This is a genomic window from Porphyromonas somerae DSM 23386, assembly GCF_000372405.1.
Lineage (GTDB): Bacteria > Bacteroidota > Bacteroidia > Bacteroidales > Porphyromonadaceae > Porphyromonas_A > Porphyromonas_A somerae.
Genome location: NZ_AQVC01000010.1, coordinates 40,899 through 63,892, shown reverse-complemented (window position 1 = coordinate 63,892; position 22,994 = coordinate 40,899). Strand labels below are relative to the sequence as shown.

Below are 22,994 nucleotides of genomic sequence, written 5' to 3'. Positions count from 1 at the left end.
TAATTGAAAATCTTTGGTTACCTGCTGAAGATGGCAAATTAAAACTATCGATTATAGAAACCGTATCTTATGAGCGGGCAATGGAGTTGTTTGGAAATCCTAAACAAAAAGTATTCTCTGAAAATGAGGAAGGGCAAAAAGTTCAAGATTTAGTATGGACGGTCGAAGAAGATACTAAACTTTCAGCAAAATATATTCTCACAGATAAAAAATGGAATCTTCAAAATTATGAGGTATCATATTGAGGTATGTCAAAGCAGATATGCAATGAGCAGGGGGAGATAGAAGAAATCTATAAATCTTATCAAGATGACAAATCTGTAAATATTAAGAAATGCCTAAATCATCAATATTCTTTTTAATCACATTCATTTTTTTGCTTTTGGGGTGTACAAGAAATAATGTGTCGTCAGATCATCAAATGTTAGAGCATTTCAATCTCTACGAGTCTGAATTTGAGAGATTGAGAAATATTTCTGTTAAGTACGATGGATTTCATTATCCCCCTTATGACGAAACAGATAGTACAGCCTATGTTATTTCATCTAAAGATAAAAAGGAATTGGACTCTTTAATCAAGAGACTGGATATTATTAGTATACAGTATGATGGGATATCAGAAGTATGCTTACTCTTTCATACATGGGGTGTTTCTATCAGCGGAGGGTACAAGGAGTATGTCTATACTCCAAATCTTGAGGATCATATAAAGAACTACGATAAAGAGGTTGCCTTAGATCCCAGCACTGAAATGTATATCGTAGAAAGAATTACGGAAGAAGATTTGGAGCAAGTTGCTCAAAGATATTCTGCAAATATAGAGTTATATCGTCCTATAAAAAATGGTTGGTATATACATCTCAGTCGAGAGAATTGATTCTTGAGATGTATGCTATTCTTTTATGAGGTAACGTAAAGATGGATTTGTTTTGATGCGCTCTATTTCTAATTCTATCAATGACATAACCTCCCGTTTTACACGCTTGTAATTGGCTTCAATGGTCTCTTTAAGATTATCGGAGCCATTTCCGTTTCTGATGTCCGCTATGATGGGGATAGGCTGGTAAGCTTTCGTTTCAGCAGAGACCTTGGCAACATCCACAACGATCTCAGCGTGGAAGATTTTCTGATCAATGCGTTCATCGAATTTGTCTGCAGCCCCAACGAACATACCCTGAGTGGGGTTGCGTTTCTATTGTTGTGCTATTCAGCTGGTATCGTTTGCTTTGCTCATCACATTCGATTAAAAGCTATATTTTGCCTTCGCCCATACTTCTGAGTTGTTTTTATACGCGCTGAACACGCCTTCATCGCCTCCAAACCAATCATACCCGAGAGAGAGCTGAATGAAGTCATTCAGAGAGTAGGCGGCAGTAAACCGACTAAACCAACCTTTATGATTGAGGTCGAAATAGGTGAAGTTGGAGAGTTGTAGGGTGTTATCCAACAGCTTTTTCGACACATTGAGCGTAAGGAGTGAATTGTGACGAGGCTGTGCAATCCGGTCTTCGTACTTTAGGATGCTTTCAGAAGAAAACTGTGCCATCACCACCCAATCTTTGGGGGCATACCAATCGATACCCACGAGATAATTCACCGTGTTGAATCCTTTTTGTTCCTGATCAGACGCATCAGGTCTATAGCTGAAATGCTTCCCCACATTGAAGGCTGCTTCTCCTCGTAATACCAGTTGCCCTAGAGGTTTGGATATGTCTCCTCCGAAAAATCCCATTCGGTAGTATTGCGGAGAAACGACAATGTGGGTATCTGTAGGGCGATACGTAAACACGGGCATCTTGTTCCACGTATGCAATGCGGAGAGCGAAAAGTCCACTCCAGGCAAGGTAAAAGAGAGCTTTCCGCCATACTCAATATTGGCAAAATGAAGACTGGGGTGGCTCCCGTTTTCTTCCCAGGCAATAGGCAGTGGGCTATCTTTGGGCAAAATGCACCATGGATTTATTGCGTCGGTAGGTAGTTTATACCCTTCAAAGGTTGGCACGGCAAGCAGTTCCAGTTTCATTTTGTCGTTAAAGACGAAAAAGCGTAGGGCATTGACTGGCATCCGAATGTCATCATAGTCTTGTGCCAAGAACTCTGTCATATCCATAGGAGAGACCAAGTCGGTAATACGCACACCGTCTGCCGCTCCCCAAATGACCAATTGTCGCCCAAGGCGAAAGCCCCAATGGTCATCTCTATGGTCAAGATACGCTTCCCGCAGTTCAACACCTGTACGCTCTTTTAATAATGCATTGTAAGTTGCGTTGAATGAGACAAAGAGCGAACAGCCTTCAAAACTTTTACCTATCTCTCCTCTTATTCTCGTGCGCGAAGACATAAAGTTGTTCGGTTTTTCGGAGCGAACGGCATGATAGGTATCCACAAATCCTTTGACTTGCCACGATGAAGCTTCCTCTTCTTGGCCCCATGCGATATGCAGGGGCAAGAAGAGAATAAACAGCAACAAGAATTTTGCTGAATGATTAGTTGTATCTGTCATTAGAATCGGCCTTTTTCCAAAGTGCTTACACTGAATTGAGCCTCGTTCATAGGGGTATTGAACTTGGGATCCTTAAACTCAAGAATCGTCTGATGGTTAGTCTGAACATTGGTCATATGCAGTTTTTTTGCAATCCAAAAACCAGAAACCTTCACAATGTCCGACAATTCAAGGCGACGGTGTAGCTTCCCCATCTTGTCGTAGTACTCCACCTTAACGGCGATAAGGCAGTCTTGACGAATCCACGCCACCTTTCTAGAGTAGATCTCACGTTTGTCTTTAGGCGTGTATTCCAGCTTCCAGCACTTGTGTCCGCCAATAGTCTCTTCGCCCAGCAACTGGTGGGAGTCTTCGTCTACATTGCGACTGCCCATATCATCATAGGTGAAGTCACTGCCCATAAAGTAATCCTGCTTGGCAGAAGAGCCACTGATGCGGCGGGTTTTCTTCATCGCGGGCAAGTAGAGCCATCTGTCATCGTCTTTATTAGGATTGTCGTAATCCCAAGTGAGAAAGCCTGTCCCTTTTACATCTCCGGGATATAGGAAGAACATGATACTCTTACGGTCTTTTTTCCCCGCTCCCACGTCTATGGAGTAAGAGATAAGCTTCCGCTCGCGTACCGCCCCACGCTTATTGATCAGTTTCATGACCAATTCCGATTGACGGGTATCGCCATCGGGACGGTCTTTTACTTTTTGGGCAATCTCTCTGCCCGTCTGAGCCATTGCAGTGGCGGCAAAAGCCAATACCACCAAACTTGCTAAAATAATTCTTTTCATCATGATTGATATTTTGTTGTTGATTTATCCCATTGACTTTTCAAGCATCTTCCTGTAAGTAGCCGATTGCACCCGCAACTCTGCATCCGTACCCATTGCTTCAATCTTACCTTGATGGAGCAACACGATCTTATCGGCTCCACGAATGGTACGCATGCGGTGAGCGATAACAATGACTGTCTTCTCCTTGATCAGCTCCGACAAAGCCTCTTGTATTAGGCTTTCATTTTCCACATCTAGCGAGGCCGTGGCTTCATCCATCAAGATGATGGGTGCATCTTTTAGGAGGGCTCTGGCAATGGAGATCCGCTGGCGTTCTCCACCAGAAAGTCGCTCGCCGTTTTCCCCGATGACGGTATCAATACCATCAGGCATACGATCGATAAACTCATCACAGCGGGCAATTTTGGCGACACGAGTCACTTCCTCGTCCGTTGCTCCTTTCTTGCCGATACGAATGTTGTCTTTGATACTGGCATTGAATAGCACTACATCCTGAAAGACAATGGCGTAGTTCTTCAGCAGTGTTTCGGGGTCTATTTGACTAATGTCCTCGCCACCAAGTAGGATTTTGCCCTGCTGTATGTCCCAAAAGCGAGCGGCCAACTTGGTCAGCGTGGTCTTGCCACTTCCAGAAGCCCCAATCAATGCTGTCACCTCGCCTTGTTTCGCAGTGAAGCTCACGCCGTTGATGACGGTATAATCCTCGTAACCGAATACTACATCTTTGAAATCTATACTATAATCCCTAGGGTTCATCTCTTGTTTGCCCTCCTGAATAGGCATAGTCTTGATCTCCTTGATACGTGCCACCACACCATCGAGTGTCACGATCATAGCCATAAAGGACAGAATGCCCTCTATAGGCACGTAGATGCTTGCCGTGAGGATGAGGTAGGCGATATAGACCAGAATATTGATTTGTCCGGCAATTAGCATGTTGGCACCGACAATCGCCACCGAGACGATTCCGAGCTTCATCAGCATACCAGCCAGTGCGGTGGCAATACCAGCGGAGAGTTCCATCTTTACCTTATTCCTAGTATTACCATCCATCTTGTGGTAGAACTCGTTCAGTGTCCGCTCTTCTAGATTATAGGACTTAATCTCCTGTATCTGGTCAATCTGCTCTTGTAAGCCGTCAAGCACGTCACGACTGGTCTTCACATAGGCATTCACATCATTCCGTTGTTTCTTCTTGGAAAGTGAAAAGAGTAGTAGCGAGACGGGGATGACCCACAATGCCGCCAATCCGAGCTGCCAATTATAAGCGAGTATCATTACAGATATAATCACCGTGGAAATGGATGTGGCATAGATATGCGGCACGGAGTGTGAGAATATTTGCTCATAGAGATTCAGGTCGCTCATCATCGTCGCCGAGAGGTCGGATACATCACGCTTGCCGAAATATGAGAGAGGCAGTTTCTTCAGACGGTTGGCTATATCGATACGTGAGTTGGCACTTTCATTATAGACATTGTCGTAAAGGCGTACGTAATCCCACCTTGCCACAAAAAACATCACCAACAGCATCACTAAGATGATGACGATATAGTCTACTAGGGTCAGCTCTACTGGTGCAGGGATACCCTCCAAACTGCCCAAATACTGGAATAAAAAGACAAATCCGATAATGGGCGGAAACATCTTGGTCAGATTTAGGATGGTATGCGAGAAGATAGACTTCTGCAGGTTCTTCGCACCCTGCTCCGACATGGCGTATTTTTGCTTAAAGAACTTATTCATTTTCATAGTCTCCTCCTATTCTCCAATTGGCGGCTTTTTGATACTCGCTCCACAGCTTTTTGTAGACACCGCCTAGGGTTAATAATTCGTTATGCGTACCACTTTCCACGATTTTGCCATTCTCCATTACTAGGATTCTATCGGCATTGATCACCGTGGAGAGCCTATGTGCGATCATCAGTGTGGTTTTGTCCTTTGATAGTTCCTTGAACGAGGTTTGAATGATATGCTCGTTCTCAGGATCTGCAAAAGCGGTTGCCTCGTCAAGTATCACAAAGTCGGCATTCTTCAGGAAAGCCCTTGCGATAGAAAGGCGTTGGATCTCGCCACCTGAAAAATAGGTGCCCTTAGTGCCGTATACGGTATCCAAGCCCTTTTCTAGATTATCGACAATCTCTTTGGCTCCAGCTCTGACGAGAGCTTGCTCTATCTCCTCATCGCTGGCGTTGGGGTTACCTAGCAATAAGTTCTCCCTTAGGCTCATCTTAAAGAGCTTAGACATTTGGAATACAAAAGCTACTTTTTGGCTCAAGGCCTCTTTCTTATACTCCTTGATACTGGTACCTCCAATGAAGATGTCGCCCTCATCGGCATCGTAGAAGCGAGCTGCCAAACGTGCCACGGTGGTCTTACCTCCTCCTGAAGCTCCCACCAGTGCAACAGTCTCACCTTTGTTCACCTTAAACGATACATTGTCCAGCACTTTGTCTTTTCCGTATGAAAAGGAGACGTTTCTGAACTCCAAGCCCTCTCCAACAGCTGTTGCTTCGCCGTAAGTGAGGTCTTCATAATCCAAAGCTGTGTCAATCTTATCCAACGCCAACTCTGCGAAGTAGATGAAGTTTTGCATGGCGGCACTTCGCATCATAAAGACACCGAACACAGGTCCTATTAATAGATAGATAACGGAATTACCCAGCACCTCTCGCATATCACCTCCCGAGGTGATCATCATAATGGCAACAGGCACCAAGAAGAATGCCGTAGAGCTTGAAATGGCTTCGTACAGCGACATCTTATTCTTGAACCCCATGCTCCACCGCACCACGAAATCTTTCAGCTTTACGATGAGTGAGTAGAAACGATCGAAGCTCTCCACGCTCTGGGCAAAGGTCTTTACGACTGGGATGCCACGCACATATTCTACCGATTCGGCAGAAAGATTGGCAAGTCCCTCGTAATACTCTTCCCGCAATTTCTTGCTCTTTGGGGTCGCCATAGTCGCCATCAATAGCACGGTTATGACCATCGGAACAAGGCTCACTAGACCAAGCCGCCAGTCGAAAAGGAAGAAGAAGACCAATAGCACGATGGGCGAAACAATCGTCATAGCGAGGTCGGGCAACTGATGTGCCAGCATCGTGTGGGTCTCTCCAGCCCCATCGACAATCGTCTTGCGGAGACTGCCACTTTCGCGATTGGCAAAGAAGCCCAAAGGTTTCGCCATCATCTTCTTCACGCTGAGTTTGATGATGTTGGACTCTACCTCAAAAGCGAAGAGGTGGGATACCATTAATGCACAGAAATAGAGTAGCATTCCTGCTGCAGCAAAACTCGCTGCCAGAATGGCGTAGTATCGTATGGCTTCCCCATCAACACTACCACTCAAGATAATCCCGCTGACAATCTTATGGATATAGACCATAGGCATCAGCACCAAAATACCCGAGAGGGCCGAGAAAACCATCGCCAGCGGAAGCATATACCTTTTCTTACCTGCGTAGTGGAGTGATCGCTTCAATACCGACGGCTTCTTCTGTTTGTTTGTATTACTCATTATGATTCAATTATGTTTGTTTGTTCTTTTGGTCTTTCAATAGTGTTCGTCTCCTTGCCAAACAGACGGAACTTCTGGATGAGTATAGGCGTCACAAAGAGGTCAGCAAGCAGTGCCGACAAGATTCCTAGCACAGATAGTATGCCCATATGTACAAAGGAGAGCCCCTCTGATGTGGTGTATACAGCGAAATTGGCACAGATTACTACGCTTGTTAAGACGATTGGAGTGCCAATAGTGTGGAATGAACGAAGGATCGCATTCCTATAATTGCCCTTACGGTCAAACTCAAGATGACTATGATTGATGAAGTGTATGGTATCGTCCACAGCCAAGCCGAGGATCATCGGCATAATAGTGGCCGTCATCATATCCAATGGATAGCCCAGCCACCCCATTAGTCCGCCAACGACCAGTGCCGGGGTGATATTGGGGATTAAACCGACAAGCCCTATGCGTACACTGCCGAAAACGATCATCATCAGTATACCTATAATAAGGAGAGAAATGGCGAACGAAACCATTTGCCCGCGTGCGATATACTGCATCATTACGGTAAACTGTGGGATACTTCCAACGGTAGTGACCGCTGCATTGGGGAAGAGCCTCTGTGCGTAAGCAATTATATCGTTCAACTCTCGCTCCGTTTCCCCAGAATCGTATGAATTCATCTCCACCATCAGACGAAGACGGCGGTAGTCGTAATCTATCCAATACTCAGCTTCACTACCTCCCGCATTTTCGTAAAGGAGCAACAGCTGTGCAACCTCATCAGGGTTATGGGGGATGGTATAATAAGAAGGATTACCGTCATGGAGCGTTTGATTTAGGTCTTTGAGTATATTCAATACCGAGGTCGTTCGTTTGGTCAACTTATACCCACCAGCATGCTGTGCAAGGGAGTCCAATCGTAGTAGCATTGCTGGAGACTTTGCCAATCCATCTTCTGGGAAGTCAATCATTACATCGTAGGTATAAACAGACCCAAGTTCGCTTTCTCCCACCTCCAATAGGTTGTTAACGTAATCAATCTTTCGTCCCATCGTTCGCTCTACATCAAAAGCTGTCTCTATTTTGGTGAATTGGTAGATAAGAACCACAGAGATAATCCCAGTGAGCCATAGTATCAAAGTGCCATGCCTGAGTACACTCTTACCTAAGCTTTCTAGCTTCTGATCCATCCACCTTCCACCAGTCTCCAGCACCTTGGGGTGAGGTTTTCCGTCCTTGCCAAAACTGAGGAGAATGGGCATCAAGGTGATGGAGAAAAGAAATGACAGCATCACACACGAAGAGGAGGCTATTCCGATAAAACGCATCGGCTGCATAGGAATGGCGAGGAATGAAAGCAAGGAAGCGAAAGTGGTGAGTGCACTGAAAAGCACTGGCCACCCCATTTCCCCTACCGTTTCCTCTACGGCTTGTTTCCTTATTCCATGAATGAGGAACCTACGCTTGAAATAGGTGTATACGTGAATATTGTATGCAATGGAAACGGCAAAGACCAGCAACATAGGGATCATTACCATACCGCTGTCTATGGTCATACCAACATACCCCAGCACCCCATACACCACGATGATGGAGCTGATAGCGGTGAGAAGAGGGACGACGACCCCTCTAAATGAACGTGTCACCAGTAGGAGAATAAGAATGGAGACGAGGACTGCGATACCCATTACACGTGGCATTTCCGTCCCAATCCATTTCATTTTCATCGCTGTCACATAGGGTAGCCCAGTTCCTTTGGGATGAAGTGCCTTGTACTTGTCCTTGGTAATAATATGATCTAGTTCATTGCCCGTAAGGACCTCGGGAGAAACAGGATTCTTCCCCTTATTCCAAACAGAGTCTTCGGGAAAAGTACGTAGCTTAAGTATAATCCACGAGAGCGTCCCATCTTTGGAAATTAATCGCTCTGCTACGTGAGGTTTCATATAAGCCTTGCGACGAATCTCTTCCAATTGCTTGGGATCCGTAGGGATCGTATCGGGGACTATCTGCTCAATGGCGATACCATCTTCGCCTCCCATCATAAACTCGATGTCAGTAAGAGAGGTGATTTTGTCGGCGTACGAAAGGCTGTCCACCATCTCGTTCGTTAGTTCACGAATCAGCTCCAGATTGTCTTTCGTAAACGAATTGTCACACCTAGTCAGCACGGCTGCGAAGTTGTCATTCCCGAATATCTCCTTGAATTCTTCGGTCTTGACAAGCATCGGATCGTTTTCGAGGAAGTAGTCTTCCCATGAGGCACTTACCTTGAAGTACCTAAGTCCCGATACGCCAATGGCAAGGATCAGGATAAACCCTCCCAGCACTACCCAGCGATTACGCATCATTCTTTTGCCACGTAAGGCAAACCAATTGTTAATTCTTTCTATTTTCATATCGTTTCATGTTATATTGATCTTGAAGTGTCTTTACTCCTAAGTGGCAATAGTCCAAAAGAGAACGGGAAGACGTTTTGTTCAAAAACAAAGCGAGCCGCCTCTGTAGGCGACTCGCTCGATAGGATGATTTCCTAAAATGAAATCTCTTATACTGCAGGACTCTAGAATAAATCCCCCCGCTACTTTGTATTTGGATAGTCTGTATCATTCATTTCATTCTTTATTGTCATTGACCACTCGTACCAAGCTTTAGTGCAATAGACATTGCCACGGCTTTGCCCACACTTATCAGCATCAAAGAGAGAAAGCCCATCAACGCCCTCTCCAAAATCATATTTCTTTCATTGCTAGTACTATATGTAATGCTCATAATCCGCTCTGATGATCTACCTTCATAAGTCGCTTCCACCCACCGATACTGAAGTGGATATATTCACCGATAAAGCATTCGATATCCTCGGAGGAGAGCTCCTCGTGCAATACAATCTCTCTCATCATACTGATCCACCAAGAGCTGATGAAGTGTATGAAAAAAGGGGAAACACTAGTATGTAGATCTGGATATAATTCTTTCATCCTTTCTAGATAGTCGATTCCGGTTATCGTGCTTTTATCAATCCATCGCTCCCAATAGTCTTCAAATCGTGTATCTCGAGTATCGAGAAATAGCAACCTAAGCTCCTTGCGATAACGAGTAATCACACCCATTACCTCTTGCATATATTGACGGTGATACTCTTCTGAGGTAAAGATCTCAAGTGAAAGTTTTTCATCACTATTATGGTTTTCCAGCATATTAGTCATCGCCTCCAAAAGTGGACGCAAGACGATTGCCAGCAAATCATCCTTGCAGGGATAATAATTGTATATGTTGCTTAGCCCAACACCAGACAGCTTGGAAATCTCACGCATAGACACCGCTCTGAAGCCTTTCCTTAGAAACGCATCTCGAGCTGTATCTTGCAATAGTCTGCGAGTATGTTCCTTTGTCGTCTGCATAATAACAACTTTATCCTATCTTCTGCGAGCAAAGTTCGCAAAGTTTTCCAGGACACACAATACCTAAAAATAGGGATTTTCCGATCAGCTTTCTTGTTATTTATGACACGATAGAACTGCGAGATGAATGATTATTAATACTTCCAACTAGTTCATTCCTCTCGTAATCTCTCCAATAGCAACCTTGAAGGCATTGGCATCTATCTTTACGAATCACTCTTTGATGAGGTGTGAGAGTGAGGGGTCAGCTTTGATACGAGCAGTCTCAGAGTCTACGAGGGATAGCACCTCTTGCTTGACTTGGCGATAATTGCCTTCAATAGTCTCACGCAGACTGTTGGAGCCATTTTCGTTTGTAAAGTCCTCTATGATGGGGATAGGCTGGTAAGCTTTCGTTTCAGCAGAGACCTTGGCAACATCCACAACGATCTCAGCGTGAAAGATTTTCTGATCGATGCGTTCATCGAAATTGTCTGAGACAGCCCCAACGAACATACCTTGTGTAAGATTACTAATCTTACTCGCAGGAATCAAGCTATCCATCTGCGTAGATATAGATGTGGACTTGTCGTTACGATTGATGGTCATGGACTGCCGTTGCTGAAGCACTTTGCCGAAACGCTCGGAAAGCGTCTTAGCCGTTTCTCCCACGACTTGTCCGCTAAAAACATTGCCCACCGTATTCTGTATCACCTTACTCTCCTTATCCCCATAATCACGGGTCAGCTGAGAGAAGTCCTGAAAGCCTAGACACACAGCAACCTTGTTACTACGAGCTGTGGCGATCAGGTTATCTAGACCACGAAAGTAGATGGTTGGTAGCTCATCTATAATCACCGAGCTTTTAAGTTGATGCTTCTTATTGATAAGCTTCACAATGCGACTATTGTAGAGACCGAGCGCAGCCGAATATATGTTCTGTCGGTCGGGGTTGTTCCCTACCACAAGCACTTTCGGCTCATTGGGGTTATTGATGTCGAGCGAAAAGTCATCGCCCGTCATCACCCAGTATAAGGCGGGAGAAATCATTCGTGAAAGCGGTATCTTGGCACTAGCTATCTGCCCCTGTAATTGGTCTTGTGCTCCACCCTCCCAAGCGTCCATAAAAGGCGAAAGGTAGTTCGCCAGCTCATCGTAAGAGGTGAGTATCGGGAATATCTGGGCATACGGTCTATTCAAGAATTCTATGGCATGTGGAAAGGTGCAATACTTCCCCTCCTCGTATATCTTCAAAAACCAAATGATAGCCGCAAGCAAGATAATTGGCGACTCTACGAAGAAATCACCCTGCTTCTGAATCCACGAGCGGTTCAGATTGAGCATGATGGTGTAGGCACTCTCGTAAGCATCTGATATATCCGTCATAAAGGCTGGATTGATGGGATTACAGCGGTGCGACTTACGAGGGTCATCAAAGTTTATCACAAAGAACTGTGGTTGTACCTTATAAGCATCCAAATGGGTACGTAAATGGTTATAGGCAATCTCCGATAAGTCGGGGAACTTGTAGTCGTAGATGTACATCGCAAAGCCTTTCTCAATCTGCTGCTTGATGTAGTTATTCACGATAGCGAAAGACTTGCCCGAGCCAGGCGTACCCAAGACCATTGAAGCTCGAAACGGATTGACCACATTGATCCAGCCATTGTTCCATTTCTTCTTGTAGTAAAAGCGTGTCGGCAGATTGACCGAGTACTCGTTCTCCATCAGTCTCGTCTCCTGCATAAAACTCTCATTCTCTGTATTGAACACATCGTCCATAAGGTTGTTTTTCAGCAGGCGACTCATCCATACGCCAGCCATCAGCAGGCAGATATACCCTGCAGAGAGTGTGAATATGTAGAGCGACGCTGCACCAACGACTCCAATCGGAAGTGCCAGTAGCCACCAATTGAGGAAGAAAAGTACAAACCCAATGGCTAAGACCGTCCAAATCTTCGCCCAAGTAATCTTCTCTTCCTTTACACCACGAGTCCCTAAGCAAGAAAGAGCAAGGAACAGCACACAAAAGAGCTTCGTCCAGAGAATCGAGGAGAAGAGTCCTGCTGTACGTTGAAAGTTCATCAGAATCTTATTGAGTACCGAGAGCGTCAAGCCCCAGGTGTGGAATGCTTCATAGCAAAACCAGTAACAGTTAATGAGGAGGAACAGTACAGAGATCCCTCTCATAAAGTCCATAATCTTGCCCAATGCTCTCAAATCATCTTCTTGTGCCATAGTTATCTGTTGTTTAATCGTTGTCTAATCACTATTTCGTCAAAGTCAAATGCGTAGGCTTCGCTGCTTCCCCTTTTCACCGAACTGTATCGTCACGGAGAAAATGCTAGATACCTACGTGACCATTTTCTATTTTCCACGGAGGGGCGATCTATTTCCTCGGAAGTTTCATTTCATTCTTCCGAAGTTTGATTTCATTCTTCCGAACTATTACTTTGTCCTTCCGTGGAGATTTCTTCTTTCCTCCGTCTCTATTTTCGATTTCCTCCGTGAAGAGTGCGATGCCCTCCTCCTTATCATACCCTGCCTTGACTTACCTCTTCCTTCGTCTGAGATGAACCTTGCTCTGTCTGCGAAGTTTCCGTTGCCAAGCCGCCTCTTTCCAATCATCGTTGCTACTACCGAGTGGAAGGTCACCGACAATGTCATCTACCAGCTCATCGACAAGGTTGTCTCCCTCGTCCGCATCTGACTGTAACGGTTGAATAGTTGGGATTTCTTCTTTCAATTGAGAGGAATAAGTGCCATACAATGTTTCATCCATAAACGGATTGTAGGTCGGGTTGGTGAGGTAGGCATTAAATGTATTGGCCGAGTACCCCTTGCCTAGTCTGGAGCCATTGAGTGCAATGCCATTCGCATCGTCTATGAACGTAATACCATAGATACGCCCGCTCTCATTCTTTCGGATAACCGTTCGCAAGCCTTGTTCTTCCAATCGATGTCGCAGTGCTTCCTCTGTCTGGGGCGAAGTACGCATTACTTGTAAGACTTTCTCCCTTACGGCTGGTATCAGTGGCTTGATAGCTTGCTTGGACTGTTGCATCCTATTCTGTACGGCTGCATAGCCCACACCACGACCGATCTCCGAGGCATGGATGGGTGTACTTACCTTATCGCCTTTATCATCAGTCGGTACATAGACCAGTCCATCGTACTTCTTCCCTCGAAACTCTGTCTTGACCTCTTCTACAGCAAGATTATAGTGAGAAAGAATGGCATTGAGTTCTCCCAACGAACAGAAGCGATAATGCTTCAGAACAGAACGAGCTATAGATGCTACCTGCTCTTTGATATTTCCTTTTGCCACATCCACCTTTGAGAGCTCTTGTAGTGGATTGTCTGTAACCTCTGTGCTGGGAATTAGATGGTACTTCTTCTCCAGCGCATCCGTAATTTTCTTGCTTCGTCTGCCCTCGAACTTGTCATTGATCTTTCTACCATAACCATCTACTCTTAGCGATACGATGTGTATATGCTCACGGGCGATATCATTGTGCTTGAACACAATATAGGGTTGCTTGCCATAACCCAGAGCCTCCATATACTCCTTAGCTATCTGCGAGAGCGTTTCATCGGACAACTTCTCGTCTGGATGGGGATTGAGCGAGCAATGGAAGACCGTTTTCTTTGTTCGACACTTTTCGGGTATCAATGCCTGCATATCTGCAAGCACCTCCGACATCGTATATTCGCCCGCTCTGTTTTGGTACAAGCCATGTGCCAGCAGGAGTGTCGCTTCCTTCTTATTCACCTTCTTGAAGTTGTAGCCGAGCGCACCTCCGAGGTTCTCCGTTGCTGAAATCTTGGCAATCATTACTTGCGGTAATCAATGGTCAGAGAGATAGCCTGCTCCTGCAAAGCAATTATCTGAACTGATAGTTGCTCCAGTTTCTCAAGCAGTATCTGAGCTGTCTTCACGCTATGATAGCTGTTGATGGCTCGTACAGCTTGGTTATACAGCACGCCTATCTTATGTATCTGGGCAGTCAACTCGGAGAGCTTACGATAGTACTCCACGGCAGACTTATCTACCGTTATCACCTTGAAATGCTCCCCCAATATCCTTGCCCGCACGAAGTCGGACTTTGTTGCCGCCCCTGACTTATGGAACAAGTCAATCGCCCGTTGCTGGTCTTTCGGGTTGGGAAGACGCGTATCCCATCTGTCCCATCGTTCTATCTTTCCATTCATTGTTTTTATCCTTATCTAATTACGACTTTGGAGTAATTCTCTCCCCTTCGGGGCAAGGGTCTTTGTCGGCAGAAACGGAGTTTGTCGGACAAAGACACACCTTGCCAATATCAAGAAGTGATACGATGAAGTATCCACCCCTCGGGGGTGTCTACTTCGGGGAGAAAAGCTCCACGACTTCTATCTGCTTGCAAAGTTACAGCGACCTTGTAACTAATTCACTATAAACGACATTCCTATGATTTCACTCCTTTTCCTCATGCTTCACTAGAGGTTGAGACTTAGGTTAAGAGCTAGTTATTTTGCAACCAAACTCAGTCTTGAGTTAAGTCAATCTTGAGTTAAGTCAAAACCTAACTCTTGAGCTAAGTCAATTTTGAGTTAAGTCAAAACCTAACTCTTGAACTAAGTCAATTTTGAGTTAAGTCAAAACCTAACTCTTGAGCTAAGTCAATTTTGAGTTGAGTCAAAACCTAACTCTTGAGCTAAGTCAATTTTGAGCTAAGTCAAAACCTAACTCTTGAGCTAAGTCAATTTTGAGTTGAGTCAAGACCTAACTCTTGAGTCAGATCTAGAGTGAAACAATCGCCCCATAGGCTTATAACATAAGTAGTAATCAAAGAACGATATGGACAGACCAAACAGCCGCCCGCTCTACTTAGGCTTCGCTTCACAAAAGGGAGGAGTCGGTAAGAGTACGCTAGCCGAAGTGCTAGCATCTATTTTATACTACGAGAAGGATATCCCTCTTGTCGTAGTGGACTGCGATGGCACGCAGGAGTCATTTTTCAAGCTCAGAGAGCGTGACAGAGATCTTATTGGAACCTCTCCAGACATAGGGAAGGCACTTCACGAGCGACTTGCCCAATATGGGAAGAAGTCTTACCAGATTATCCGAAGTAATCTAGAGCAGGCGATAAGCAATACAGAGCAATACTTGAGTAAAGCACCGACAGCTCCCCAACTCGTCATATTCGACTTCCCAGGTCATGTAGCTACCAGTGCTATGATGGAGCTATCCATTATGATGGACTATATCATCTCCCCCATAGAGGCTGACCCGCAATCGCTGGCATCAAGCTTTGCTTATGCCAAGACAATCCAAGAGCTAGGTGTAGGCTTTGCAGAGTCTCAAATCCAAGATCTCTTTTTGCTTTGGAACAAAGTAAATCGCAGTGCCAGCACTATGGTGATCGAACTGTTCAGTCAGCATGCCCAAGAGCAGGGCTTGAAGATCCTAGACACTCGTATCTACCATTCTGTTCGCTTCAGTCGTGAGCTAGCTCAAGGGGGTGTCAAGGGAGTCTTTCGTTGCTCTTACCTACCTCCAGCTACCACGCTACGCCCTCAGACAGGTGTGGATGAATGGGTCGAAGAGGTGATGCAGAAGCTAGGTCTACAAAAAGGTACAAGCGTATGAGCTCACTTAAAGAACAGCGAGAGCGACTGCTCCAAGCAAAGATGAGAGAGATGGCAAATATAGGGGTCACCAAGCGTACCGCAGATAATATCCCAGACTTTGATGAGCCGATAGATTTGGATGAAGAACCAACGCTTGAAGAGAATCCAACGCTTGAAGAGGAGTGTAATGCCGTCTCAGAGACCGAGGAGACAACAGCCTCTACTTCGACCACCTCTTCTCAAGCATCCCAGCGTCACAGCTCCAAAAAGAAGCCTAATCCTAGGAGTTGCTCATCAACACTAGAGTTTGCAGCGTACGAAGAGCGTTTCCTGACATCTGTACGAGATGGACGCAACAAGTCTGGCTTCAGCATTCATACCGAAGTGCTACAGCTACTTCGAAATGTGGTGAGTGACCTCCGTGTAGAGACCTCCATCACAAGCTATATTGAGAACATCATACTGGATCACTTGAAAACGCACCAGGAGCTATTAAACCAAACCGCCTCTCAGCGGAGACGGAATAAGACTATTGACCTATGATTGAAGAGACATTGAGATGCTTATTGCTCTTATTAGGGATTGTGTGGGTGATCTTTGGCATCGCATATTGGCGAAGACTCTTGAACAGCTCTAAGCAAGACCCTAAAAGAAAGGCTACAGCCAAGAAAGAGAAGACGGAAAAAGCAGACTCCAATCAAGAGCGTAAGGAGCTTGCGAGAGACGAACTGGTCGGCAAGAGCAAGCCTTTTATTTCCTCATCTTTCCCTACGGTTCCTAAGAGTTCCTCGTCTGAAAAAGCGGACGATAATCCCGCTACATTTGCAGAGTTAGATAGTGATAAGTCAACGCAAAGAGATGACGCTACAGAGCCTTTAGAAGCGGAAAGCGAAACTATCCCTGAGGCAGAAAACGAGATACAAGTTGCCTACACGATGGAGGATCCAGATGAGGAGAGCATCCTGCGGGAGGAGTTACAGATTGCCAGCGAGGCACTGCCCGAACTCTCCCCGACCGCCATCCTAGCAAGAGATTTATCTCGTATTAGCCAATGGAGTAAGCAAGAGGATTCACTGACTAATGAAAATGAAGAGGAGGTGTGCCAGACGCTCCGCACCTTGCGAGGAACGGAGCTTATGGATCGGCTCAAGGAGTATACGCTACAAGTGGAGGAAGCTCACCGCAATCTCTTTGCAGCCCTGCGGAAAGCTGAAGAGCTAGAAGAGGAACCCGCACCTTCCCAAGTAGAGTCTGAAGCGGGTGAAGAAGAAAAACCGCTCTCTTACTACTTGTAACCCAACAATAGAACAGCAAGATTATTCTTTAACAACTTGATATAACGACAGACAATGAACAGACGAATGATTAGCAAGGAACGCCTAGCGATGCTTGCCCTGACCCTGATGATGACAGGTGCGACAGCCTTTGCCCAAGGCAATGGAATGGCGGGCATCAACGAAGCGACCAAGATGGTCACTTCCTATTTTGACCCAGCCACCAAGCTCATCTATGCCATTGGGGCAGTGGTGGGCTTGATAGGCGGTGTCAAGGTGTACAATAAGTTTAGCTCAGGAGACCCCGATACGAGCAAGACAGCTGCAAGCTGGTTCGGAGCTTGTATCTTCCTCATCGTAGCTGCTACCATCCTGCGTAGCTTCTTCCTCTAATGGCTAGTTGGGAAGTAAATAAAGGAGTCGGTCGGACGGTGGAGTTCAAGGGTTTGAAGGCTCACTACCTCTTCCTATTTGCAGGAGGGTTACTGGGTATCTTCATCCTTGTAGTGGTTCTCTATCTCTGTGGCATCAGTCAGATCATCTGCTTGGGCATAGGCGTAGTGGGTGCCACCGTTGTGGTGTGGCAAACGTTCGCCATGAATCGCAAGTATGGTCAATATGGATTGATGAAGCGAGGAGCTATAAGAAGACACCCGAGGTATCTCTTGAACCGCCGTTCGGTCTATCAGCTTTTTCACCAACTCAATAGCGCTAGATGATGAGAAACAGAAGCAAGATAACCACCTTAGAGTCAAAGTTCCCCTTGCTGAGTGTAGAGCATGGGTGCATTGTCAGTAAGGATGCTGATGTGACGGTTGCTTTTCGAGTGGAGCTACCCGAGCTTTTTACTGTCACATCCGCAGAGTATGAGACGATGCACTCTACTTGGCATAAAGCCATCAAGGTGCTACCCAACTTCACGATCGTTCACAAGCAAGATTGGTTCATCAAGGAGTGCTACCATACGACTTGCAAGCGTGGTCAAGAAAAGCCTTTGAGCTTTCTCGCTCGAGCCTCTGAGAGACACTTCAATGAGCGACCCTATCTAAACCATACCGTCTACCTCTTTATCACGAAGAGCAATAGACAGCGTATGGCACAGCAGAGTAGCTTCTCAACGCTTTGTAGAGGTCATCTACTCCCTAAAGAGATTACCAACGAAGAGGAGATGGTGAAGTTTATGGAGTCGGTGGATCAGTTCGAACGCATCATCAATGACTCCGAATTGATAAAGCTGGCTCGAATGAGCGAGGCTGAGCTGGTTGGCTCTAGGGAGCAAGCTGCTCTATTAGATCGCTACTTCTCTCTATCAGATAGCAGACACGGCACATTGGAGGATATACGTTTAGGGGCAGACCTTGTACGTGTGGGAGACAATATGCTCTGCCTGCATACGCTCTCGGATACGGATGATCTACCCACTACGGTCAGTACCGATGGTCGCTATGAGCGATTATCAACAGACCGCTCGGACTGCCGCCTCTCTTTTGCTTCTCCAGTGGGGCTGATGCTCCCCTGCAACCATATCTACAATCAATACCTCTTCATTGAAGATAGCGAGGCTAACTTGCAGCGTTTTGAGAAGCAGGCTAGGAATATGCACTCTCTAGCGCGCTACAGCCGTAGTAATCAAATCAACGAAGAGTGGATACAGGAGTATCTCAACACAGCACACTCTCAGGGACTCACCTCCATCAGAGCTCACTTTAATGTCTTGGCATGGAGTGACGATGAGGAGGAGCTACGACAAGTCAAGAATGATGTGGGCTCTGCCCTGGCCTTGATGGAGTGCCGTCCTAGACACAACACCATCGATACAGCGACCCTCTATTGGGCGGCTATTCCGGGTAATGCAGGTGACTTTCCCGCAGAAGAGTCTTTCTACACCTTCATTGAGCCTGCTCTCTGCTTCTTCACGGCAGAGACCAACTACAAGGACTCGCTCTCTCCCTTTGGGATTAAGATGGCAGACAGATTATCTGGTAAGCCGATACATCTCGACATATCTGATCTGCCGATGAAGCAAGGAATCATTACCAACCGCAACAAGTTCATCCTCGGTCCCTCGGGCAGTGGCAAGAGCTTCTTTACGAACCATATGGTACGACAATATTACGAGCAGGGGGCACATGTTCTCTTGGTTGATACGGGTAATTCGTATCAAGGGTTGTGCGAACTAATCCATCGTAAGACAAAGGGAGAGGATGGAGTCTACTTCACCTACACCCATGACCATCCTATCTCCTTCAATCCTTTTTATACGGATGACAAGTTCTTTGATGTAGAGAAGCGGGAGAGTATCTGCACCCTACTGATGACGCTTTGGAAGAATGCTGATGAGCGGGTCACCAAGACTGAAGCTGGAGAGCTGGGCTCTGCTGTCAATGCCTATATCGAACTCATCTGCTCAGATGCCAGTATTGTCCCGAACTTCAATAGCTTCTACGAATACCTTAGAGATGTCTATCGTAAGGATATGGAGCAACGAGATATCAAGGTGACGCTCTCAGACTTCAATATCAATAACCTTCTGACTACGCTCAAGCAGTACTACAAAGGTGGGCGTTACGACTTCCTACTGAACTCGGATAAGAACATAGACCTGCTCTCTAAACGGTTTATCGTCTTCGAGATTGACCAAGTGAAGGACAATAAAGACCTCTTCCCCGTGGTGACCATTATCATCATGGAAGCCTTTATCAATAAGATGCGCCGACTGAAGGGTATCCGCAAGATGATCCTCATCGAGGAGGCCTGGAAGGCGATTGCTTCGGAGAATATGGCGGACTACATTAAGTATCTCTACAAGACGGTCAGAAAGTATTTCGGAGAGGCTATTGTGGTGACGCAGGAGGTAGACGATATCATCTCTTCACCCGTAGTGAAGGAGAGTATCATCAATAACTCTGACTGCAAGATCCTCCTAGACCAGCGTAAGTACATGACCAAGTTTGATGGCATCCAGTCGATGCTGGGTCTCTCCGAAAAGGAGAAGAGCCAAATCCTCTCAATCAACCAGAACAATGATCCTCACCGACTCTACAAAGAGGTGTGGGTCGGTTTGGGAGGTATGCAGAGTGCCGTCTATGCTACAGAGGTGAGTATGGAGGAGTATCTCACCTATACGACAGAGGAGCGAGAGAAGCTGGAAGTAATGCAACGTGCGGAGCAGCTGGGAGGAGACATTGAGTCGGCCATCCGACAACTCGCCATAGAGAAAAGAGATAAGCAATAATAGTAACAATCAAATACCTAGTGACAATGAAAAAGTATCTGCTGATGGCTCTCTTTGCAATGAGCCTATTTATCCCTCAAGCTCACGCTCAGTGGGTGGTTACCGACCCTGGGAACTTTGCTGGCAACATAGCCAACTCCATTAAGGAGATTGCCACCGCCTCGAAGACGGTCAAAAACACGCTAAGTGGTTTTAAGGAGGTGGAGAAACTGTACAACGACACCAAGAAGTACTACGATGCACTCAAGCAGGTGAACAACCTTATAGGCGATGCTTACAAGGTGAAGGAGTGCATCCTAATGGTGGGAGACATATCAGAGATCTATGTAACCTCCTACAAGAAGATGCTAGCGGACCCGAACTTCCGCCCCACAGAGCTAGCTGCTATGGCTGCTGGCTATGCCAAGCTTTTGGAACTGAGTGGCGAGAGTCTTAAAGAGCTCAAGTCTGTAGCTAAGAGCAAGGTGTTCTCGATGAATGATAGCGAGCGTATGCAGATGATAGACCGCATCTATACGACACTACGTGAGTATCGATCGATTGTTTCTTACTACACCCGAAAGAATATCTCCGTGAGTTATGTACGTGCTCACGAGAAGAATGATCTGGCATCGGTCAAAGCGCTTTATGGAAATCCAGAGAGCCGATATTGGTAAGACCATCTACGTAAAGATAGCCGTTAGGATCTATGGACTTTGCATCACTACATGAATTACTCCGCTCCACCTATCAGGAGATGATGCCTCTCTGTGGAGAGATGACGGGCATTGCCAAAGGGTTTGCGGGATTAGGAGCGCTCTTCTATGTAGCCGTAAGGGTGTGGTCTTCGTTGTCTCGTGCCGAGCCGATTGACCTTTTTCCCTTACTGCGACCTTTTGTGCTGGGCTTCTGTATTATGTTCTTCCCAACGATTGTGCTGGGTACAATGAATACGATTCTCTCTCCTGTGGTACAAGGTACAGAGCGAATGGTCAATAAGCAGACGGTACAACTAGACAAGTTGGTTGCTAAGCGAGACAAACTACAAGAGGCTGCCTATCTCCGTAACCCCGAGACGGCTTACTTGGTTTCCAATGAAGCTTTTGACCAAAAGATAGAGGAGATGGGGATCATCGGGCCGAGCGATGCGGTGACCATCGCTGGAATGTATGCCGAGCGTGCTGCTTACAAAACGAAGCAATGGCTGATGAAGCAACTCCATGACCTCATAGAGTTGCTATACCATGCAGCTGCTCTGATTATTGATACGCTCCGGACCTTCTTTCTTATCGTGCTGAGCATACTGGGACCAATCGTCTTTGGTATTGCCGTTTGGGATGGCTTGTCGGGGTCGCTTACGGCTTGGTTCTCCCGCTACATATCGGTCTATCTGTGGCTACCCGTGAGCTCTGTCCTCTCGGCTCTCCTCACAAAGATACAGGTGTTGATGGTGCAGAAGGATATTGCAGCATTGAGTGACCCTAACTATCTGCCTGACTCGGGAAGCTGGTACTACATTGTCTTCTTCCTGATTGGTATCGTAGGGTACTTCTGTGTTCCTACGGTCGCGGGCTGGATTATAGAGGCTGGTGGTGGTATCGGGGCATACGGACGCAATGTCAATCAGACGGCGCAACGAGGTGCCCAGGGTGCCTATACGGGAGGTAAGGCGGTCGCTGGTGCCACCGGATCTATAGCTGGCAACGTAGGCGGACGTATCAAAGGGGCACTTATCAAGGGCAAATAGCGTCCCTTCAGCCGAAGGGTGGCTATGACACGCTTGATGAGGATGCGATGACCACGTGACGGTCGTATGACGGTCAGGTGGGTAGGATTAGCTCCTCCTATGTGTGTCAATGTAGTAGCTGGGGAGGTAAGCGTAGTGCCTGCCGTGTGGCACTACAGTTTCCTACCCATGGCACTGGAGTTTCCTGCCTATGAAACTAGAGTTTCTTACCTATGAAACTGCAGTTTCCTCCGTATGAAACTGCAGTGCCAAGTGGGGTTGGCACTAGAGTTTCACCCGTATGGCACTAGACTACCCCTCAGAAGTTTTTAGATATAAGACAATTAGAATAATGGAATATGGAATTCAAATCACTCACAAACATAGAGACCTCTTTCAAGCAGATTAGGCTCTACGCTATCATCTTTGCGATAGTCTGCATAGCGGTCAGTAGCTATGCGGTCTATGCTTCGTACAGCTTTGCTAAGAAGCAGCGTGAGAAGGTGTACGTACTAGACCAAGGGAAGTCTCTGATGCTGGCTCTGAGCCAAGACGCTTCGATGAACCGTCCGGTGGAGGCTCGAGAGCATGTAAGACGCTTTCACGAGCTTTTCTTCACGATTGCACCCGACAAGGATGCTATCGAGAAGAATATGGAGCGTGCTTTCCAACTATGCGACAAGTCCGCTTTTAACTACTACAAGGACCTAGCGGAGAAGGGGTACTACAATCGAGCTATCTCGGGCAATGTCAACCAACGTATAGAGATTGACTCCATACGGTGTGACTTTGCCTCATACCCCTACGAAGTAACCACCTTCGCTCGGCAGTTTATTATCCGACAGAGCAATGTCACGGAGCGGAGCTTGGTGACTAGTTGCTCGCTACAAAACTCGGTTCGCTCGGACAACAATCCACAAGGGTTTCTGATGGAGCACTTCCTCGTACGAGAGAATCGTGACATCCAAACTTACAAGCGATAAGA

20 protein-coding genes and 2 pseudogenes are annotated in these 22,994 nt (G+C 46.3%); 12 read left to right on the top strand and 10 right to left on the bottom strand.

Going from position 1 to position 22,994, the window contains the following annotated elements:
* Positions 1 to 245 (top strand): annotated as a pseudogene (locus A3GK_RS11505) (hypothetical protein); the annotation flags it as partial.
* Between the two features lie 89 nt (positions 246 to 334).
* Positions 335 to 877 (top strand): DUF4948 family protein, encoded by a 543-nt coding sequence (locus A3GK_RS0103140; RefSeq protein ID WP_244860717.1) that lies wholly within the window; start codon positions 335 to 337, stop codon positions 875 to 877.
* 15 nt (positions 878 to 892) lie between these two features.
* Here A3GK_RS0103140 and A3GK_RS0103135 read toward each other — a convergent pair.
* The 10 genes and pseudogenes from A3GK_RS0103135 to A3GK_RS0103085 all read right to left on the bottom strand — a co-directional run.
* Positions 893 to 1,186 (bottom strand): annotated as a pseudogene (locus A3GK_RS0103135) (conjugal transfer protein TraG); the annotation flags it as partial.
* 57 nt (positions 1,187 to 1,243) lie between these two features.
* Positions 1,244 to 2,503 (bottom strand): DUF1302 family protein, encoded by a 1,260-nt coding sequence (locus tag A3GK_RS0103130; RefSeq protein ID WP_018028032.1) that lies wholly within the window; start codon positions 2,501 to 2,503, stop codon positions 1,244 to 1,246.
* Positions 2,503 to 3,288 carry an outer membrane lipoprotein-sorting protein gene (locus tag A3GK_RS0103125; protein WP_004331144.1) on the bottom strand — a complete coding sequence of 262 codons (786 nt, stop codon included), beginning with the start codon at positions 3,286 to 3,288 and terminating at the stop codon, positions 2,503 to 2,505. Before A3GK_RS0103125 ends, A3GK_RS0103130 begins: the two co-directional genes overlap by 1 nt.
* A 21-nt stretch (positions 3,289 to 3,309) precedes the next feature.
* On the bottom strand, positions 3,310 to 5,034 hold the full coding sequence (locus A3GK_RS0103120) for an ABC transporter ATP-binding protein (RefSeq protein ID WP_018028031.1): 1,725 nt from the start codon (positions 5,032 to 5,034) through the stop codon (positions 3,310 to 3,312).
* Complete coding sequence (locus A3GK_RS0103115) at positions 5,027 to 6,811, bottom strand: ABC transporter ATP-binding protein (RefSeq protein WP_018028030.1); 1,785 nt, start codon at positions 6,809 to 6,811, stop codon at positions 5,027 to 5,029. The genes A3GK_RS0103120 and A3GK_RS0103115 overlap by 8 nt, the downstream gene beginning before the upstream one ends.
* Entirely contained in the window at positions 6,811 to 9,201 is a 2,391-nt protein-coding gene (locus tag A3GK_RS0103110; RefSeq protein ID WP_018028029.1) for an efflux RND transporter permease subunit, read from the bottom strand. Before A3GK_RS0103110 ends, A3GK_RS0103115 begins: the two co-directional genes overlap by 1 nt.
* Before the next feature lie 369 nt (positions 9,202 to 9,570).
* Complete coding sequence (locus A3GK_RS0103100) at positions 9,571 to 10,203, bottom strand: TetR/AcrR family transcriptional regulator (protein WP_026161679.1); 633 nt, start codon at positions 10,201 to 10,203, stop codon at positions 9,571 to 9,573.
* A gap of 213 nt (positions 10,204 to 10,416) precedes the next feature.
* Positions 10,417 to 12,420 carry a conjugal transfer protein MobC gene (mobC, locus tag A3GK_RS0103095; protein WP_018028026.1) on the bottom strand — a complete coding sequence of 668 codons (2,004 nt, stop codon included), beginning with the start codon at positions 12,418 to 12,420 and terminating at the stop codon, positions 10,417 to 10,419.
* A 313-nt stretch (positions 12,421 to 12,733) separates the two neighbouring features.
* A complete protein-coding gene (mobB, locus tag A3GK_RS0103090; RefSeq protein WP_018028025.1) occupies positions 12,734 to 14,017 on the bottom strand; it encodes a conjugal transfer protein MobB in 1,284 nt (427 codons plus the stop codon).
* The gene (locus A3GK_RS0103085) at positions 14,017 to 14,394 is read right to left on the bottom strand and encodes a plasmid mobilization protein (RefSeq protein ID WP_018028024.1); all 378 of its coding nucleotides are present in this window, start codon (positions 14,392 to 14,394) and stop codon (positions 14,017 to 14,019) included. Before A3GK_RS0103085 ends, mobB begins: the two co-directional genes overlap by 1 nt.
* A gap of 628 nt (positions 14,395 to 15,022) precedes the next feature.
* Here A3GK_RS0103085 and A3GK_RS0103080 point away from each other — a divergent pair.
* The 10 genes from A3GK_RS0103080 (at position 15,023) to traK (ending at position 22,992) form a co-directional block, all read left to right on the top strand.
* Complete coding sequence (locus A3GK_RS0103080; protein WP_018028023.1) at positions 15,023 to 15,814, top strand: ParA family protein; 792 nt, start codon at positions 15,023 to 15,025, stop codon at positions 15,812 to 15,814.
* A complete protein-coding gene (locus A3GK_RS0103075; protein WP_018028022.1) occupies positions 15,811 to 16,338 on the top strand; it encodes a DUF3408 domain-containing protein in 528 nt (175 codons plus the stop codon). Before A3GK_RS0103080 ends, A3GK_RS0103075 begins: the two co-directional genes overlap by 4 nt.
* A complete protein-coding gene (locus tag A3GK_RS0103070) occupies positions 16,335 to 17,090 on the top strand; it encodes a hypothetical protein (RefSeq protein ID WP_018028021.1) in 756 nt (251 codons plus the stop codon). The genes A3GK_RS0103075 and A3GK_RS0103070 overlap by 4 nt, the downstream gene beginning before the upstream one ends.
* 66 nt (positions 17,091 to 17,156) lie before the next feature.
* Complete coding sequence (locus tag A3GK_RS0103065; protein WP_004330933.1) at positions 17,157 to 17,462, top strand: DUF4134 domain-containing protein; 306 nt, start codon at positions 17,157 to 17,159, stop codon at positions 17,460 to 17,462.
* Complete coding sequence (locus A3GK_RS0103060; protein ID WP_018028020.1) at positions 17,462 to 17,788, top strand: DUF4133 domain-containing protein; 327 nt, start codon at positions 17,462 to 17,464, stop codon at positions 17,786 to 17,788. Before A3GK_RS0103065 ends, A3GK_RS0103060 begins: the two co-directional genes overlap by 1 nt.
* A complete protein-coding gene (locus tag A3GK_RS0103055; protein WP_026161678.1) occupies positions 17,788 to 20,304 on the top strand; it encodes a TraG family conjugative transposon ATPase in 2,517 nt (838 codons plus the stop codon). The genes A3GK_RS0103060 and A3GK_RS0103055 overlap by 1 nt, the downstream gene beginning before the upstream one ends.
* A 26-nt stretch (positions 20,305 to 20,330) precedes the next feature.
* Positions 20,331 to 20,960 carry a DUF4141 domain-containing protein gene (locus A3GK_RS0103050; protein ID WP_004330928.1) on the top strand — a complete coding sequence of 210 codons (630 nt, stop codon included), beginning with the start codon at positions 20,331 to 20,333 and terminating at the stop codon, positions 20,958 to 20,960.
* Between the two features lie 32 nt (positions 20,961 to 20,992).
* The gene (gene traJ / locus A3GK_RS0103045; protein WP_018028018.1) at positions 20,993 to 22,030 is read left to right on the top strand and encodes a conjugative transposon protein TraJ; all 1,038 of its coding nucleotides are present in this window, start codon (positions 20,993 to 20,995) and stop codon (positions 22,028 to 22,030) included.
* Between the two features lie 66 nt (positions 22,031 to 22,096).
* The gene (locus A3GK_RS11405; protein WP_155799417.1) at positions 22,097 to 22,246 is read left to right on the top strand and encodes a hypothetical protein; all 150 of its coding nucleotides are present in this window, start codon (positions 22,097 to 22,099) and stop codon (positions 22,244 to 22,246) included.
* Between the two features lie 122 nt (positions 22,247 to 22,368).
* Positions 22,369 to 22,992 carry a conjugative transposon protein TraK gene (gene traK / locus A3GK_RS0103040; protein ID WP_018028017.1) on the top strand — a complete coding sequence of 208 codons (624 nt, stop codon included), beginning with the start codon at positions 22,369 to 22,371 and terminating at the stop codon, positions 22,990 to 22,992.
* Positions 22,993 to 22,994: the final 2 nt, after the last annotated feature.